The organism is Peribacillus sp. YIM B13472, from assembly GCF_042788005.1.
Lineage (GTDB): Bacteria > Bacillota > Bacilli > Bacillales > DSM-1321 > Peribacillus > Peribacillus simplex_E.
The window spans coordinates 177,236-191,830 of record NZ_JBHZPG010000007.1 but is presented as its reverse complement, the minus strand read 5'-3'; the positions used below and the strand labels follow the sequence as shown (position 1 = coordinate 191,830).

Genomic DNA, 14,595 nt, shown 5'->3' with positions numbered 1-14,595 from the left:
GTGGAAATCAACGTCCAAATTGTACAAGCCATAAAAATAGACAAACTCGATTTTCATCGAGTTTGTCTACAGTCTGACGCATCCTTTTTAGGATGCGTTTTTCCCTGCGAGTCTCATAGCTGAATTTCTTCAACTTGGTATTGGGGCGGAGCCTTCCGGAATGCCTTTGTGATATATAATAGATAACAAAAACCAATAATGAACCAACTTGTCCCCATTATTAGGGAACTTGTCTCAAGGTTGATCCAAAGAATGCCAATTGCTATAGCTCCTATTAAAGGCATGATTAAGTATTGAATACACCCCTTTATCGTTCGATGTTTCTTTTCCCGAATGATAAAATGGCTGATCACTGACAGATTTACAAAGGTAAATGCCATTAATGCACCAAAGTTGATCAGTGACGTTGCTGTCACTAAATCAAAGAATAAAGCCGACAATGAAATGACTCCAACTATGAGTACATTAATGGCTGGCGTCTTCCACTTAGGGTGAATAAACCCAAACCATTTTTCCGGAAACACTTTATCACGTCCCATCACATACAAAAGACGGGAAACGCTGGCATGCGATGCTAGTCCCGAGGCTAGCGTATTGACGAAAGTCGTACAAAGAAAAATGGATTGAAATAGCTTCCCACCTACATAAAGGGCGATTTCCGGTAATGCAGCATCCGGTTCCTTAAAACGTGATATATCCGGAAAAAAGAGCTGAATAAAGAAAGATGCGGTAATGAAGATGATTCCACCCCAAAGTGCAGTTAAAAAAATCGCTTTTGGAATCGTTTTTTTCGGATCCGGCGTTTCCTCAGATAGTGTCGTTACCGCATCGAAACCCAAAAAGGAAAAACAAAGGATCGTCGCCCCGGTTATTATTGCTGAAAAGTCCATTCCTTCATTTACGAAAGGCTTTACCGTAAACACTTCTCCTGTACCTTCTCCATCATTTAAACCTTTGACGACAAGAATGATGAACACTGCCATGATGGCAATCTGAATTAAAACAAAAAGCGCATTAAAGTTTGCAAGTACATTCACACTCCGTAGATTGAGAATGGTGACGATTGCCACGAACAATACTACCCAAATCCATGTAGGAACCCCTGGAAATAATGCTGTGAGATAAATTTTGGTCAACAATGCATTGACCATAGGTAAAAACAAATAGTCTAACAACGAAGACCATCCTACCAGGAATCCTAAATGCGGGTTTATGGCCTTTTGCGTATAAGTGTAGGCAGAACCTGCAGCAGGAAAAACCTTTACAAGTTTTCCATAGCTGGCAGCTGTAAAAAGCATCCCCACCAATGCAAAGATATAGGCAGTCGGCACATGGCCGCCCGTAATCCCAGATACAATTCCAAATGTATCAAATACGACCATGGGGGTCATATATGCTAACCCCATCATAACGATTTGCCATAATTTCAGTGACCTTTTCAATGTAACCTCATTTTCCACCTATCATTCCTCCTTGAAACCGCTTCCAAATCAGTAAGCTCAACTTCTTAACTAAATATATCCCCATGCCTCCCTCTTTTTTAAAAGTTTTACCTGTATACCTTAATGCAATTTCTGTGCCACATAATTTCGGTTAACTCGACAAACGAAAAACGCCAAAAATCTACTTAATTCCTTTATTCTTAACGGCACATGATTGATTCATAGAAATGAAGTCTTGGAACATCTCTTCATCGGCGATTCAATTTCCCATAAGTTATTCGCCTCTGCATAACCCAAGCCAATGATATCTGGTAAAAACCCTCATTAAATCACTTACTGTGACTTGGCATGATAATTGCATAATTAATCATCCATAGGAATTCATTTATATGAGTTTCAAAACTATTATCGCTATAAGAAAATGGAGGAATAGAAAAATGAAATATCCTTTATCCCCTGATGTTAAACCAGAGTTTTGTACCACCGGATCATTTATGCGCTTACCTTCTACAAGAGAAAATGCCAAATTGGCAGTGGTAGGGATGCCTTTTGATACAGCTGCTTCATTCAGGGTTGGAGCCCGGTTTGCTCCACAGGCTGTCCGCCAAGCATCCATGACGTTGTTTCCTTACCATCCGATTCACAAGGTATTTCCGTTTGACGAATGTAATGCAATTGATATTGGGGACGTTTCGGTGATTCCCCATAATATACATCGAAGCTATGAGTTAATTGAAAAGGCTATGGCAGACTTGATGAAAAACGGTATCATTCCAATAGGAATCGGAGGAGATCATTCAGTAACATTGGCTAATCTAAGAGCTGCCGCAAAAATCCACGGTCCTGTTGCACTTCTTCATTTTGATTCACATACAGATACCTGGGATACTTATTATGATGAAAAATACTGGCATGGGTCCCCGTTTATCCGTGCATATGAGGAAGGCTTGCTCCAAACGGATAAAGTTTTCCAGATTGGCATCAGAGGTACGCTCAATCATCCAGGAGATATAGATTCAAGTACAGATCTAGGTTACAATGTGATAACTACTCCCGAGCTGAAGAAAAGAGGAATCGAAGATGTCGTGAAGGAAGTCAAGAAAACCATTGGGGATACACCATGTTTCTTGACCTTTGATATTGATTTTGTTGATCCATCATGTGCTCCTGGAACTGGCACCTTGGAGGTCGGCGGTCTAAATAGCTTTGAAACCCTAGAGATGTTACGCTCTCTGCAAGGATTCAACTTTATTGGATTCGACCTGGTGGAAGTCCTCCCGCCGTACGATCCAACACAAATCACATCACTTTTGGCAGCCACCATCATTCATGACTTTGCCAGTTTAGTAGCCTTACAGCTAAAAGAAGAACAAAAAAAGGTGAATTCGACCCAAAATAGTTTATAGGAGCAAGCGGTAATTATTAAAGAAGGATATTTCAGGTTGATACGTTATCGTTCAAAAGGCATCTGCTTGTAGTGAATGCAGATGCCTTTTTTCTATATCATCTTTAATCTCGTCCTTCATTTCCTCTATAAATCATTTCATATAAACTGATGAACAAGTTCGGGCTATCGGTGTGAGAAAATTAAAAAACACATCCCATATGAAAGAATGGGATGTGTCATCATCTTATTCGTCTGATTCTGCCCCAGGACGATTGTATTGTGTTGGTAAGGTGTCCCAAAAGCTTGCATCAACAGTTTCAATTGAATCATCGGCAATAGCTCTGACAGCTGCATCCAAAGTGGTTACTGTTTGCTTAATTAGATAGCCATTACTTTTTTGTCCAAGTGCCACTGACTCAATATTGTGGTCCGACATACCTCGCATCTCAAAGAGCAGTGTGGCAATATCATAACGAATGGCTGCACCATTACGTCCTATATTTTCTCCAGAACCGCCATCATACTTACCAATATGCCCCCAACCAGCTGGTTCAATGGAGTTATATACAACAGCACCCAGTTTTTTTGACGCTTCTAATACTTCAGGCTTTACGTTAGAGTTTGTAGGATAAAGAATTGAACCTGAAACAAGTTCACCATCTGTTTCGCTTAGCGTCCCTTGATGATGTAAATCTATCATGTAATCTATATCGTATTTCGCAAATACATTTTCGTGTAAAGCCTTTACCTCCACTTGCATGGAATCAGTATTTTTATCATGCTCACGGTTTAAGTCGATCCCATTTGCATTTGCCCGTGTTAGATGTCGATCACCTTTTGCTAAATAGTCATCAAGAGGGAAATTAACATCTCCCATTGCCCCATCTGCATTTAACATGGGAATGATCAGTATATTAACATTTTCCAATAAACCTTTAGTCTTATTCGTGCCTAGATGTTTAATGAATTCCAGTGCACCTTCAGTAGTCAGTTGTTCATTTCCGTGCTGTTGAGTTAAAAATAGTATAGTAGGATTCTTAGGATTTGAAATGTATTTCGCTAGGTAAATATCCCTCCCTTTTACCGTTTCCCCGATTACTTCCAGTGCCAGCCTTTCTTGTTTAGCATCCTGCGTTTCAAGATAGCTTACCAGGCTTTCATATGTATGAAGATTAGAAGTTGTCACTTGACCATTTCCAGCACTGGGACCATTTCCAACCGCTCCGACTGGCAGCGCAACAGCTGTTGCTGCGCTTAACGTCATTAAACTAGATAATGAAACTGATAGAACTTTCTTTTTAAAATTCAATAAAAACCCTCCTTATAATTTAATTACTAAAAAATAACTATTACTAATATTCTGACATTTCTAACACTTTGTGTTAATAGTGAAATATAACTATGTTTCAAATAGTTTTCTTCTGTACCTTATAACTTGAAAGGAATAACTTCTACAAAGGCGATATTCAAAAAAGCATTTTCTGTTTGCCGAAACCGGTCATGAAGAAAAACCAGCCGGGTACCGTCTGGTTACTAAGTTGATAAAACTATCAATTTTTATTATTGCCTGCCCTCCGTCAGTGGAATTGCCTCGTATTGTTCCGGATTGATTTTATATACTGAGCCATCAGTAACGCCATCAATTATTCCATATAACCCTCTTTCCACTGCTTTAATAAGCATACCTTTTTTCTTTTGGCCAAAAGACTGTGTTTGGCCTCTAACTTCAAAGAGTACTGTCCCACTTCCGTTTAAAGCAAAAGCTCCTAAAGCCGTTCCAGGAAGGTTTTGGTTTTGCGGATATAGGGATATATTTCCATATGGAGAATTACCTTGTTCCTTCATCGCATTATATACCGCTATATTCAATTGTCTGGAAAAATCATAATTATAGTTTTTTGCATATTTGGCATACTCTTGTCCTGAAGGCGAGCTTGGATCAGGAACAAATTGAGCGGAAAGCGAGTATGTGACTAAATCATCCGTTCCATCAATTTCATAATAGGGAGCTTGGTGGTGCAAGTCCACGAAAATCTCCACTTTTCCGTATTGCTTCAGGAGAGACTTGTAAACATCACGCGTTGTTTGTGATTCAGGTGTTATGAACCAACCAGGGGTGGATGATTTTCCAGGGAAGTCTTTAGCTTGAGGAATATAATTTAAATCAGGATTAAAGTCACGATTGACATCGAAACCAGGATTGGACTCATAATCGAATGATTCATTTTTGTATGTATAATAGTTCCAAGATGGATTCGCTCCTGCTAACTGTGGAAACTGTTCCACGACCTCTGACCAGGTCATATCATTTCCCCGACGGTTCAATTCAGCAGCATCCGGATTCATTTTAGGCAAAGCCACCAGGGTAATTTCTTTACGAATCTTCTCCGCTTCAGGAGAATTGGTCCCCAAAAACTTCAAGATATTCAAGATGGCATCCGTACCAGTTTTCTCATTTCCATGAATCTCACTTTGAATTAAAACGACTTTGTCACCTGTTCCTACGGTTGCTTTATAGATTTCTCTATTTCTATTAGAATATCCAGCTACATCCACTTTTACTTTACCTTGGCTATCACTCGCAATTTGTTCTAGCTTTTTCCCTAGTTCAGCATGATCTGTAAAACCTGAAACCGAATAAGTTTGTTGAATGGGTGTTCCTGGGGATGTTTCATTAGCTGCAAATGTTGGTGCCGCAATACCCGCCGATAAAACGGCAACTCCTAGAGTTGAAACAATTTTCCTGTTTTTCATATTACAACAATCACTTCCTTAAAATATTTTTCTATCTCATTATACAAAATGGCAAAGTAGAAATATTTTGGAATTTGATGTCGTATTATGGGTTTTAATGATTCGTGCATCAGCTTTATCTATAAAATGGTTGCTACACTCACTTATTCAAATCGTAATTATATGCTCTTTTTATGGTAACTGTGTAAAAGATGCAGATTTTCCCGCACAAAAAGAGCCGCGACGTTCTTTTCACGGATCGTTGTTGCTGGAGGTCTTTACCATGAAATAATATTGGCAAAGCAATAGGCGAATTGATGATTTGTACTATAACATCACATTACGTTATAATAAAAGAAAAATACGAGAAAGGGGAAAATATGAAACTCAATACACACAGTTCTACGCCATTATACATGCAATTAAAACAATCTATTATCGAAGATATAAACAAAGGGATTTACTCTTCTGGCGAAAGATTACCAACGGAAACAGAATTATGCGACATATATGGAGTAAGTCGCATTACTGTTCGAAAAGCGGTTTTGGACTTGGTGGAAGAGGGGCTTCTAATACGGCAACAAGGAAAGGGAACATTCGTTCAATATCCTAAAGTAAAAAGAGAATTATTTGCTGTTAATGGTCATGCTGAATATATGTCAGAATTAGGGAAGATACCTCAAACTAAAATCCTTTCATTTGGGATAATACCTGCACCGGCTAATATTTCCAAATCCTTGGAGATTACTCCTGAAAGTGATGTTCTTGAATTACAACGGATCTTATACTATGATAATCAACCTCTCACCTTAGAAATTTCCCATTATTCTTTAAAGGTTCTGCCAAATTTAAATCAACATGTCCATAACTCTGTTTCCATGTATGATATCATAAAGCATAAATATAATATAACTCCAGTTCATAACTCGAAACTTTTAAATATGGTTTTGGCAAATGCTGATGAAGCAAAATATTTAGAATGCGAAGTGGGAGATCCCCTTTTCAAAGTGGAGAAAGTGGCATATGACGCTAAGAAGCAGCCTATCCATTCATCCTTCCTATATTATCCTGCTAATCGCGTGACTTTTACGATTGATAGTTCTATATCGCAAGAAAAAGGTAACGAATCCCCGTCCTAATCCGGGATCTCGTTACCTTTTTCCATCAATAAATCATATTAAACCATCATATGGTCAGGATTATATTCCTTACCATATCCAAATGCACCATAATCCTGACAGGTTTGGGAGGCAGCTAAAGCTCCTTTTTGTAAGGCTTTATATACATCTCGTCCCTGGACATACGATGAGAGAAAACCAGCAATAAAGGAATCTCCCGCCCCCAACGTATCTACAACTTTGGTTTGGATAATAGCTTGTTCATATAATTGATTTTCAATTGATAAAATTGCTCCCTTTTCCCCACGAGTAACACATATCACTTTTGTGCCGAACGAATGCACCTTTTGAATCAGTGCATTGCACTCTGCCTCGTTCGAATTGCTTCCGGAAAAAAATGCATAAGTCACATACGGACAAACTTTTTGTAAATAGTGATCCTCTTGATTTGTCGAAAAATCAAAAGAAATGTCAATGAATTGGCTTAATATCGGAAGACTATGCTCTATACGGCTATATACACTTGTATGAAGAAGGTCGTGTTGCCGAATATAATCCAAATCCTTGTCATTCAGTACAATCCCCAATCTGGATTGAATTCCCCCTTTATTGGAACCAATAAAGATTCGGTCACCGTCCTTATCCAACGCGACGACTGCCATACCATTCTCTCCTACTGCTTGTCTTACTCTACTAATCTCTATCTTTTCCTTTTGCAATACCGCTAACACATGGTCTGCTGCCCCGTCATTTCCTACAATGCCAATATATGAAGATTGCTCATCACTTAAACGATTGTACAATACTGCCACGTTTAATGAATTGCCGCCAGGATATATCTTTCCTTGGTCTTTATAAAAATCTACTACGTTATCACCGATTCCAATTAATTTCATGCCTGTTCCCCCTGTTATCATTTTACACTTCCACTAGCAATTCCACGGATAAAATACTTCTGCATGAATAAAAATAAAATGACGATAGGTGCCGCAGAAATCGTCAATCCAGAAAGTAACACTCCCCAATCGGTTTGCAGTGCATCTCGGAATTGCATTAAACCGGCTGGTATTGTACGTAAACTATCATCGTCTATAAAGATGATGGCGAACATGAATTCATTCCATGTATAGTAAGCTGTTAAAATTGTCGTTGTTAATAAAATAGGCTTACTCATAGGAATGAAAATTCTAAAAAGGATGCCAAGGTTTGTACATCCATCTAACCGGGCAGCCTCTTCCAGTTCTCTCGGAATGGACAGGAAGTAGGCCCGAATCAATAAGATGGTTAGCGGAATTCTGTATGCTACATAAGGTAAAATTAACGCCCAATGGGTGTTATATATTCCTAGCTTCTGAATGATATTATACAAAGGGATCAAGCTTACTTGGGGGGATAGCATCAAACCGCCTAAGCATATGACCAAAATGAAAGCCTTTCCACGAAAATCAAAGCGAGATAATCCGTAGGCACCTAACGCACTTACTAATACCGTTAGAATGCAAGTCAAGCCAGTAACCATGACACTATTTAAAAAATAGGAGGAAATCCCACCATTCCAAGCTGTTACGTAATTTTCAAACAACCATGTATGAGGAAGGGACCAACTATCGTTGAAAATTTCCTCTGTGCTTTTGAAAGAGCTGATGACCATCCATAATAAGGGATATGCAACAACAAGAAAGTAGGTGATCAAACCTATATAGACAAGCGCTAGTCTCATATTATAGGCTTTTCTTTTCCTGGCATATTTTAGATTTTCGACAACTAATTCCGGTACTCTGATAGTTGATTTAGGCATCTCCATTATTAGTCCTCCTTCCCTGTTTTAAATATTTTCATTTGAACAAGAGAAATAAGTAACGTAATAATTAAGATAACCGTAGCAATGGCAGAAGCATATCCCATCATATCTTTTGAAAAAGCCGTTTTATATAAATAGGTGCTTAGGACTTCCGAAGAAGTTCCAGGTCCCCCTCCGGTTAAGATATATGGCTCATTAAACACTGTAAAAGCACCTGTCAATGTTAATATTACGGCTACAAATGTCATTTCCTTGGTTGCCGGAACCGTAATGTGAAAAAACGTTTTTACTTTACTCGCTCCATCCATTTCAGCCGCTTCATATAGTTCAGGAGATATTTTTTGAATGGATACGATATATAACATAGCTATATAGCCAATCGATTGCCACTGTGAGACAGCAATGACTGCATAGATTGCCGTTTCACTATCACCCAACCATGGTTGTGCTAAATTATTTAATCCAATCATATTAAGAAACTGATTTAACAATCCCACTTCCGGGTTGTAAAAAAATGAAAACAGCAATGCTATGACTGTCATTGAAACGACGACTGGTAGGAAATAGACTGTTCGAAAGATAGGTGAAAATTTACGGATCAATTTATCTTCTAATACAGCTGCAACAATTAACCCTCCAAAGACCTGGAAAACAATTGAAATGACTGCATAAAGAATATTATTTTTTAAAGCTTCATAAAATACGGGATCTTTAAACAAAGTAATGTAGTTGTCCAACCCTACAAATGCTTTATTTGGTGAAAAAGTACTCCAATTATACAGACTATCGCCAACATTCTGGAAAATAGGGATATAAACGAGCAGTAAAAAAACTAAGGCTGGAAGAAGATATAGATAAGGTACAAATTTATCGAGTTTTATCATTAAAATATCACTCCCTTAATAAAACGGAAAAATGATTTCCCTTATTTCCCCGCTTCAATTCTAACAGTATCAGCGGCTTTTTTAACATCACGCATAATTTGTTTAGGTGTTTTATCTCCATTTAGCATCATTTGTGTACCTGTTAAATAGGCATCTGCAATACGCGCATCAATGCTCATGTCAAACCATGGGGCCATTTCCTTTGCGTTTAATATGCTTTGAACCGCTTCCAGCTGTTCTGGGGTAGAATTTTTTTCATTCACTGTACCTTTAACTGCACTATACTTGCCCACATCAGTGACTAGTTTTTCTCCCATCTGTTTAGTCGTTAAAAACTTTAAAAACTCCATTGCTTCTTTCGGATGCTTTGTCTTGGAAGAAATCATAAAGCCCTCAGGCGAACCCGTTAGATTTGTTTGATTACCTTTTCCGCCTTCTACTTCAGGAAAGTTAAACATTCCAAGTTCAAACTTAGTGGGTCCAAATAGCTTGATCTCTGCGGTTTCTGCATAAATCATAGGTGCTTTACCATTTGAAAATTGCTGCCTAGCATATTCATGATCTATTGAATTCGTATTCTCATTAAAATAAGGTAACAACTCTTGGAATTTTTCAAGCGCTTTTATGTAGTCGTCATCCTTGAATTTTCCGGTTTTTCGATTATAGTCCATTTTCAGCACTTCCGGTCTAACCAGGCGTTGATTCAATGTGCCCACATAATGGGAAATTGTCCAAGTATCTTGACTACCGAATTGAAGAGCTGTGTAGTTATTCTTTTTTAACACTTTTAATACATCGATTAATTCATTCCAGGTTTTAGGTGGGTGTATGTTCAATTCTTCGAAGACATTCTTGTTATAGAAAAACATTTTCCCATCCATTGTTACGGGGACACCATAAACCTTATTATTAAATGTATATGGTTTGACTTGGGATGGAACGAGTTGAGAAGACCATGTCGGATCGTTTTTATAATAAGAAGTTAAATCCAAAGCTTTATTGCCTCGCACAAACTGACTGGCAAATTCATCACTCCATGAGAAATAAACATCAGGTGGATTATTTGTACCAGTCATTACTTTAATTTTATCTTTATACGAATCGTTTAGCACTGCTTCGGTTTTAATATGGATATCGGGGTTTTGTTTTTCAAATTCCTTTACAACTTCATTAAAGTAAGTTTTTTCCGGTTCCTTTGGCCACCTATGGAAAAATGTTAATGTAGTTTTTCCAACATCTGATTCTGAAGATGTTTTTTCACCAGAACATCCCCCAAGCATTAAAGATAAACTTAATAATGATGCGAAAATAAGTTTTGTTATTCTCATGAATACCCTCCTTTTTATAAATGCTTTTATTATCAGGAAATTATACTATAATGTTATAAAACATTATAGTATAATTCGTAAATAAAATATACAGAATATTAAGTTTTCTTCTATTAGTATTCTACTTTCCACATATAACGCCTTTTGCTTAAAGGATGATTACGCGCTTCCGCTAATTCATCTGCATATTGACGTAATACACGATTTAAGATAAGCGGTGCAATATATCCTTTTACTTCTTCATCGATACCATCAAGATCATACTGTTTTGCATCTAACACAGTTAGCTTTTTGCCATAACGCTGAGAAAAAGATAATGCTCTTTCTTCTAATGGTCTTGTTTCATCCAATCCCAATAGAATGATAAACGGTACGTTTTCGTCAATAATTTCGAATGGTCCATGGAAGTACTCACCAGCATGAATGGCATGTGAGTGTATCCATTGCATTTCCATTAAGATACAAATACTAAAAGAATAGGCTGTCCCATAGTTGGAACCACTTGCCATTGTATAGATAACAGGTTCTTTTGCATGAGATTGTGCGAACACTCTTGCATTAGAGGCTTCTTGCTGTAGAGCTTTTTCATACACCGGCTGTAAATTCTCTAAACTTGATACTAGTTTTCCAAACTTCTCATTGTTTTCCGCTATATGAAGTACACCAAAAACTAGTTGATATAAAACACTAAGGTTTGTATCAAAGGCGTTTACACCGTTACCCCATTCATATTTAATGAAAAGGTCCGAATTTTGGGCTAATGGTGATGCTGGTTCGTTCGTTAATGCCACTGTAAACGCACCTTTACTTTTTGCAAACTTAGCCGCTTCAGCTGTTTCAGGAGTTGTTCCGGACATCGAGCATAAAATGACTAAAGATTCCTTCCCTAGTTGTTGTGGATTGCGATGTATAAACTCATTTGAACTATACAGATCGGAGGTTATATTTTTAGCTTCACGATCCAGTATATACTTAGCTGAATACATAATGGCAGAAGATCCCCCGCATGCTACCAAATAAATATTGTTAATTTTTCTACCCTTTAATTGATCCAATACTGTTTTTACATTACTTTTTACATTCATAACCGATTTACTCATTTTCCCACTCCTTTAATATTTGATATACAACATTATGTAATGTTATATATTGTTATATTAAATCATCAACTTTCTTTCGTCAATGTATTTGTCAGAATATTTTATTTATTTTTTCCCACTTACCCCTTTAACATTCATTTAATTGTTTGCCACGTTATCTGTAGGCTTGATTGCTTTACTAATAGCTAACGATATCGGTTATCCTCTAGCATTTACCCTCATTAAGATGTAACTTCCTAATGATGCAACGGGTATTCTTACTTTTTTCTAATTTTCCCAACCATAAATAATAACAATGGAAGAATAAAACAAATCGTTAAGGATAAAGGTGTCCAAGCTGTAGCTATAAAGTTTTGATAATGTACAATATTGGGATGCGAAAAGATGGTAAAAGTGAGAATTAGAAAAGCTAATGGGAATAGAAGAATTTTGTAATTTTTTAATCCTAGCAATTGAGCTAGTCCTAAGGCGAGTCCATAAAAGCATATAGTCAACTTAAAATACTCTGTAAAAACCCAAATGAATGCGACAATGACCTCGACCCTTTCAAAAAAATTACCAATTCTTATCCTCATCCCCAGTTTATAAGAAGGATAGGTTAATCTTGCTGTATTAGAAACATCCAATACGAGGATACAGTAAATAATCACTAACAATAGAACGCCGCCACCTAATAAAGTCCCTAAATAAAAGTTTTTCTTCATTTTAGCCTTTTCGTTTACATATGGAGTGATCATTAAAAAGAAAACAAGCTGAACATAAGGCAGAGCTAAAGAGTAATATGATCCCCTCAGTATCGGTTTCATGCCTTCTTCAAATATAGGTTGCAAATTTTCGAATTTGATATCCGGGATAAGAAATACGAATAATATGAAAAGCAGCAGAACAAGCCAAGGAAAAAAGATTAATGCAGTCCGGCAGATAACTTCCAATCCTAGCCGTGCACCGAATAAGCTTGTTAATATAAACAAGATCATAATCATTTCCATAGGTGTCTCAACCAGAACCTGTGTTGAAAAAAAATTCCCAATTTCACTAAGTAACGCTGAAGAAAGGTAATATAAATAAAATAGGAATAGGAGTGCAGAGATCTTACCGATCCATTTCCCAAATATTTTTTCATTAACTTCTATATAAGTCATGGTTGGGTAAAGTGAGGCGAGCCGGGTAAATAAGAAAACGAAACATAAACCGATGACAGTAGCTAAGATATAGGCAATCCAGCCATCCTGTTTTGCTAAAGAGACAAGTACGGAAGGTAAAGTAAGTATCGCTCCTCCTATGGTGAATATGATGACCATTATAAGAAATTCACCAGAGCTGATTTTTCCTTTTTCGAGCATATTCGATACCTCCCTAGGATAAAATACGATCCATGAAATGAGCGAGTGGACTATATATTTTCGTTATCCAGTCTATAGGAGTGGGAATGGTAATATCCTTGATAATTAAAATACTCAACGTCATGCCAACTAAAAGCAATAAAATGAAAATGACAATTTCCTTCCAGCATTTCTTTTTAATAAGGGGTGGTATTTCGAAAAATGAAATAATAGCACCAGTACACACTGTTCCAATAATTGCCCACATTGATTTTTACTCCTCGATTTCTTTTTGAAAGGATTCTGAAATGGTGCCTAAATTGCGAATCTTTGCTTTAACGGTTACATTCACGTCCAAATTTGCGAATTCCTGATTCCAATTTCCTTTTAAACGCTTCCATGCTTTGGGATCGGTTCTATGAATTTCGTCACCAAAACCGAAGATGTCACTTTGATACTTCTCTTGAAGCGTTTTTATCGATCCTTCTATTTTATCCTTAATGTCTTTTGCGTATCTTTTATTCAATTCTTCGATTTTTTCCGGTTTAGTTAAATCGATTGTGCATTCTACTTCACCTATACTCCCTTCTGACGTGACATTTATATCAATTTTTGGATTTCCTTTTTCCATTTTCCCCTTGATTTTCGTTTTTGTACTAGTCGTGTTGACCGTAATTTGCTCACCTTCACATGGGATATTTACCGCGGTGGACTTAACATGATCTGTAATGTAACTAACACCTTTACTATCGTTCCTGTTTAACCAGCCGACAAGTTTATCCTTCTTGAATACTCCAAGATAATCCAAACGCAAGCCGGATTTCGGGGAGATATTTTGTGCATTCGTAACCTTGCTACCTGATTCGGGATCACCATAAACGAGAATCCCCGTCAGCATCGCCTGTCTGCCTTCGCTGACGATACTGCTGACCAGCTCATCCAAAGTGACCGTCCTTGTCGGCGCCCATCTTTTCTCTGAATTTTCCAAAGAGTTAAAAATTTTATTTGCCGGTATTTTTTCAAGGGCTGTTTGCACATTAAGCGTTTCATAAGCAGTTGCCCCCTTCGCAACAGTCATATAGAAATCCGAACGCAACTCCTTTTGCCGGGAAAGGACATCCAGAGGTTTTGCAATTCCTGCTCTGGCCATTTCCTCACCAAAGACAATTTCACGAAGATGTGCGACATATAACCTCCTTGGTACATCAGTTGATAGGCTTCTAATTGCTTCAAAAATGGTGGCACCGCTTTTCCTGAAGGTTACAACCTCCGTGCGGCCAGACCGGGCATCACCTGCCAGCTCACTCGAATTTAGAACTTGGACGGTTACAAGATACCCCTCTTCCGTTTTATCAATTCCCATGGCAGTAACGATGGAAAGTTCGTTCAACTCAGTGCTACTCCAACAGCCGGATAAACAAATTATAGGTAACATTAAGAATACCTTTAGCATTTTTTTCATCGTAAACCCTCATAATCT

13 protein-coding genes are annotated in these 14,595 nt (G+C 37.6%); 2 read left to right on the top strand and 11 right to left on the bottom strand.

Going from position 1 to position 14,595, the window contains the following annotated elements:
* Nucleotides 1–113 precede the first annotated feature (113 nt).
* Nucleotides 114–1,460, bottom strand: coding sequence for an APC family permease (locus ACFX4I_RS08425; RefSeq protein WP_283931880.1), 1,347 nt, complete (start codon nucleotides 1,458–1,460; stop codon nucleotides 114–116).
* 419 nt (nucleotides 1,461–1,879) lie between these two features.
* On the opposite strand from ACFX4I_RS08425, the gene speB reads away from it, so the two are divergent.
* A complete protein-coding gene (gene speB, locus ACFX4I_RS08420) occupies nucleotides 1,880–2,848 on the top strand; it encodes an agmatinase (protein ID WP_377420006.1) in 969 nt (322 codons plus the stop codon).
* A gap of 225 nt (nucleotides 2,849–3,073) precedes the next feature.
* On the opposite strand, the gene ACFX4I_RS08415 is transcribed toward speB, so the two are convergent.
* Nucleotides 3,074–4,138, bottom strand: a complete 1,065-nt coding sequence (locus ACFX4I_RS08415) for a M14 family zinc carboxypeptidase (protein WP_377420004.1) — start codon at nucleotides 4,136–4,138, stop codon at nucleotides 3,074–3,076.
* A gap of 251 nt (nucleotides 4,139–4,389) precedes the next feature.
* The gene (locus ACFX4I_RS08410) at nucleotides 4,390–5,583 is read right to left on the bottom strand and encodes a M14 family zinc carboxypeptidase (RefSeq protein WP_377420002.1); all 1,194 of its coding nucleotides are present in this window, start codon (nucleotides 5,581–5,583) and stop codon (nucleotides 4,390–4,392) included.
* Between the two features lie 359 nt (nucleotides 5,584–5,942).
* On the opposite strand from ACFX4I_RS08410, the gene ACFX4I_RS08405 reads away from it, so the two are divergent.
* Nucleotides 5,943–6,701: a GntR family transcriptional regulator gene (locus tag ACFX4I_RS08405; protein WP_377420000.1), complete on the top strand. Its 759-nt coding sequence runs from the start codon at nucleotides 5,943–5,945 to the stop codon at nucleotides 6,699–6,701.
* A 38-nt stretch (nucleotides 6,702–6,739) separates the two neighbouring features.
* Here ACFX4I_RS08405 and ACFX4I_RS08400 read toward each other — a convergent pair whose 3' ends face one another.
* The 8 genes from ACFX4I_RS08400 to ACFX4I_RS08365 all read right to left on the bottom strand — a co-directional run bounded on the left by ACFX4I_RS08400 (nucleotide 6,740) and on the right by ACFX4I_RS08365 (nucleotide 14,577).
* Nucleotides 6,740–7,576, bottom strand: coding sequence for a PfkB family carbohydrate kinase (locus tag ACFX4I_RS08400; protein WP_377419998.1), 837 nt, complete (start codon nucleotides 7,574–7,576; stop codon nucleotides 6,740–6,742).
* 17 nt (nucleotides 7,577–7,593) lie between these two features.
* Nucleotides 7,594–8,484 (bottom strand): carbohydrate ABC transporter permease, encoded by an 891-nt coding sequence (locus ACFX4I_RS08395; protein WP_230300638.1) that lies wholly within the window; start codon nucleotides 8,482–8,484, stop codon nucleotides 7,594–7,596.
* Between the two features lie 2 nt (nucleotides 8,485–8,486).
* Nucleotides 8,487–9,365: a carbohydrate ABC transporter permease gene (locus ACFX4I_RS08390; protein ID WP_283931882.1), complete on the bottom strand. Its 879-nt coding sequence runs from the start codon at nucleotides 9,363–9,365 to the stop codon at nucleotides 8,487–8,489.
* A gap of 41 nt (nucleotides 9,366–9,406) precedes the next feature.
* Nucleotides 9,407–10,693, bottom strand: a complete 1,287-nt coding sequence (locus ACFX4I_RS08385) for an ABC transporter substrate-binding protein (protein ID WP_377419996.1) — start codon at nucleotides 10,691–10,693, stop codon at nucleotides 9,407–9,409.
* Nucleotides 10,694–10,806: 113 nt separating this feature from the next.
* Nucleotides 10,807–11,793 carry an SIS domain-containing protein gene (locus ACFX4I_RS08380; protein WP_377419994.1) on the bottom strand — a complete coding sequence of 329 codons (987 nt, stop codon included), beginning with the start codon at nucleotides 11,791–11,793 and terminating at the stop codon, nucleotides 10,807–10,809.
* Between the two features lie 257 nt (nucleotides 11,794–12,050).
* Nucleotides 12,051–13,136, bottom strand: a complete 1,086-nt coding sequence (locus ACFX4I_RS08375; RefSeq protein WP_377419992.1) for a GerAB/ArcD/ProY family transporter — start codon at nucleotides 13,134–13,136, stop codon at nucleotides 12,051–12,053.
* Nucleotides 13,137–13,149: 13 nt separating this feature from the next.
* Nucleotides 13,150–13,383 (bottom strand): hypothetical protein, encoded by a 234-nt coding sequence (locus ACFX4I_RS08370; protein WP_053535516.1) that lies wholly within the window; start codon nucleotides 13,381–13,383, stop codon nucleotides 13,150–13,152.
* A 6-nt stretch (nucleotides 13,384–13,389) separates the two neighbouring features.
* Entirely contained in the window at nucleotides 13,390–14,577 is a 1,188-nt protein-coding gene (locus ACFX4I_RS08365) for a Ger(x)C family spore germination protein (RefSeq protein WP_377419989.1), read from the bottom strand.
* Nucleotides 14,578–14,595: the final 18 nt, after the last annotated feature.

What these genes read in the sequence shown, in the direction of transcription:
- speB (WP_377420006.1), top strand. Translation starts at nt 1,880, where the DNA reads ATGAAATATCCTTTATCCCCTGATGTTAAACCAGAGTTTTGTACCACC.
- ACFX4I_RS08410 (WP_377420002.1), bottom strand. Translation starts at nt 5,583, where the DNA reads ATGAAAAACAGGAAAATTGTTTCAACTCTAGGAGTTGCCGTTTTATCG.
- ACFX4I_RS08405 (WP_377420000.1), top strand. Translation starts at nt 5,943, where the DNA reads ATGAAACTCAATACACACAGTTCTACGCCATTATACATGCAATTAAAA.
- ACFX4I_RS08400 (WP_377419998.1), bottom strand. Translation starts at nt 7,576, where the DNA reads ATGAAATTAATTGGAATCGGTGATAACGTAGTAGATTTTTATAAAGAC.
- ACFX4I_RS08395 (WP_230300638.1), bottom strand. Translation starts at nt 8,484, where the DNA reads ATGGAGATGCCTAAATCAACTATCAGAGTACCGGAATTAGTTGTCGAA.
- ACFX4I_RS08390 (WP_283931882.1), bottom strand. Translation starts at nt 9,365, where the DNA reads ATGATAAAACTCGATAAATTTGTACCTTATCTATATCTTCTTCCAGCC.
- ACFX4I_RS08385 (WP_377419996.1), bottom strand. Translation starts at nt 10,693, where the DNA reads ATGAGAATAACAAAACTTATTTTCGCATCATTATTAAGTTTATCTTTA.
- ACFX4I_RS08380 (WP_377419994.1), bottom strand. Translation starts at nt 11,793, where the DNA reads ATGAGTAAATCGGTTATGAATGTAAAAAGTAATGTAAAAACAGTATTG.
- ACFX4I_RS08375 (WP_377419992.1), bottom strand. Translation starts at nt 13,136, where the DNA reads ATGCTCGAAAAAGGAAAAATCAGCTCTGGTGAATTTCTTATAATGGTC.
- ACFX4I_RS08370 (WP_053535516.1), bottom strand. Translation starts at nt 13,383, where the DNA reads ATGTGGGCAATTATTGGAACAGTGTGTACTGGTGCTATTATTTCATTT.
- ACFX4I_RS08365 (WP_377419989.1), bottom strand. Translation starts at nt 14,577, where the DNA reads ATGAAAAAAATGCTAAAGGTATTCTTAATGTTACCTATAATTTGTTTA.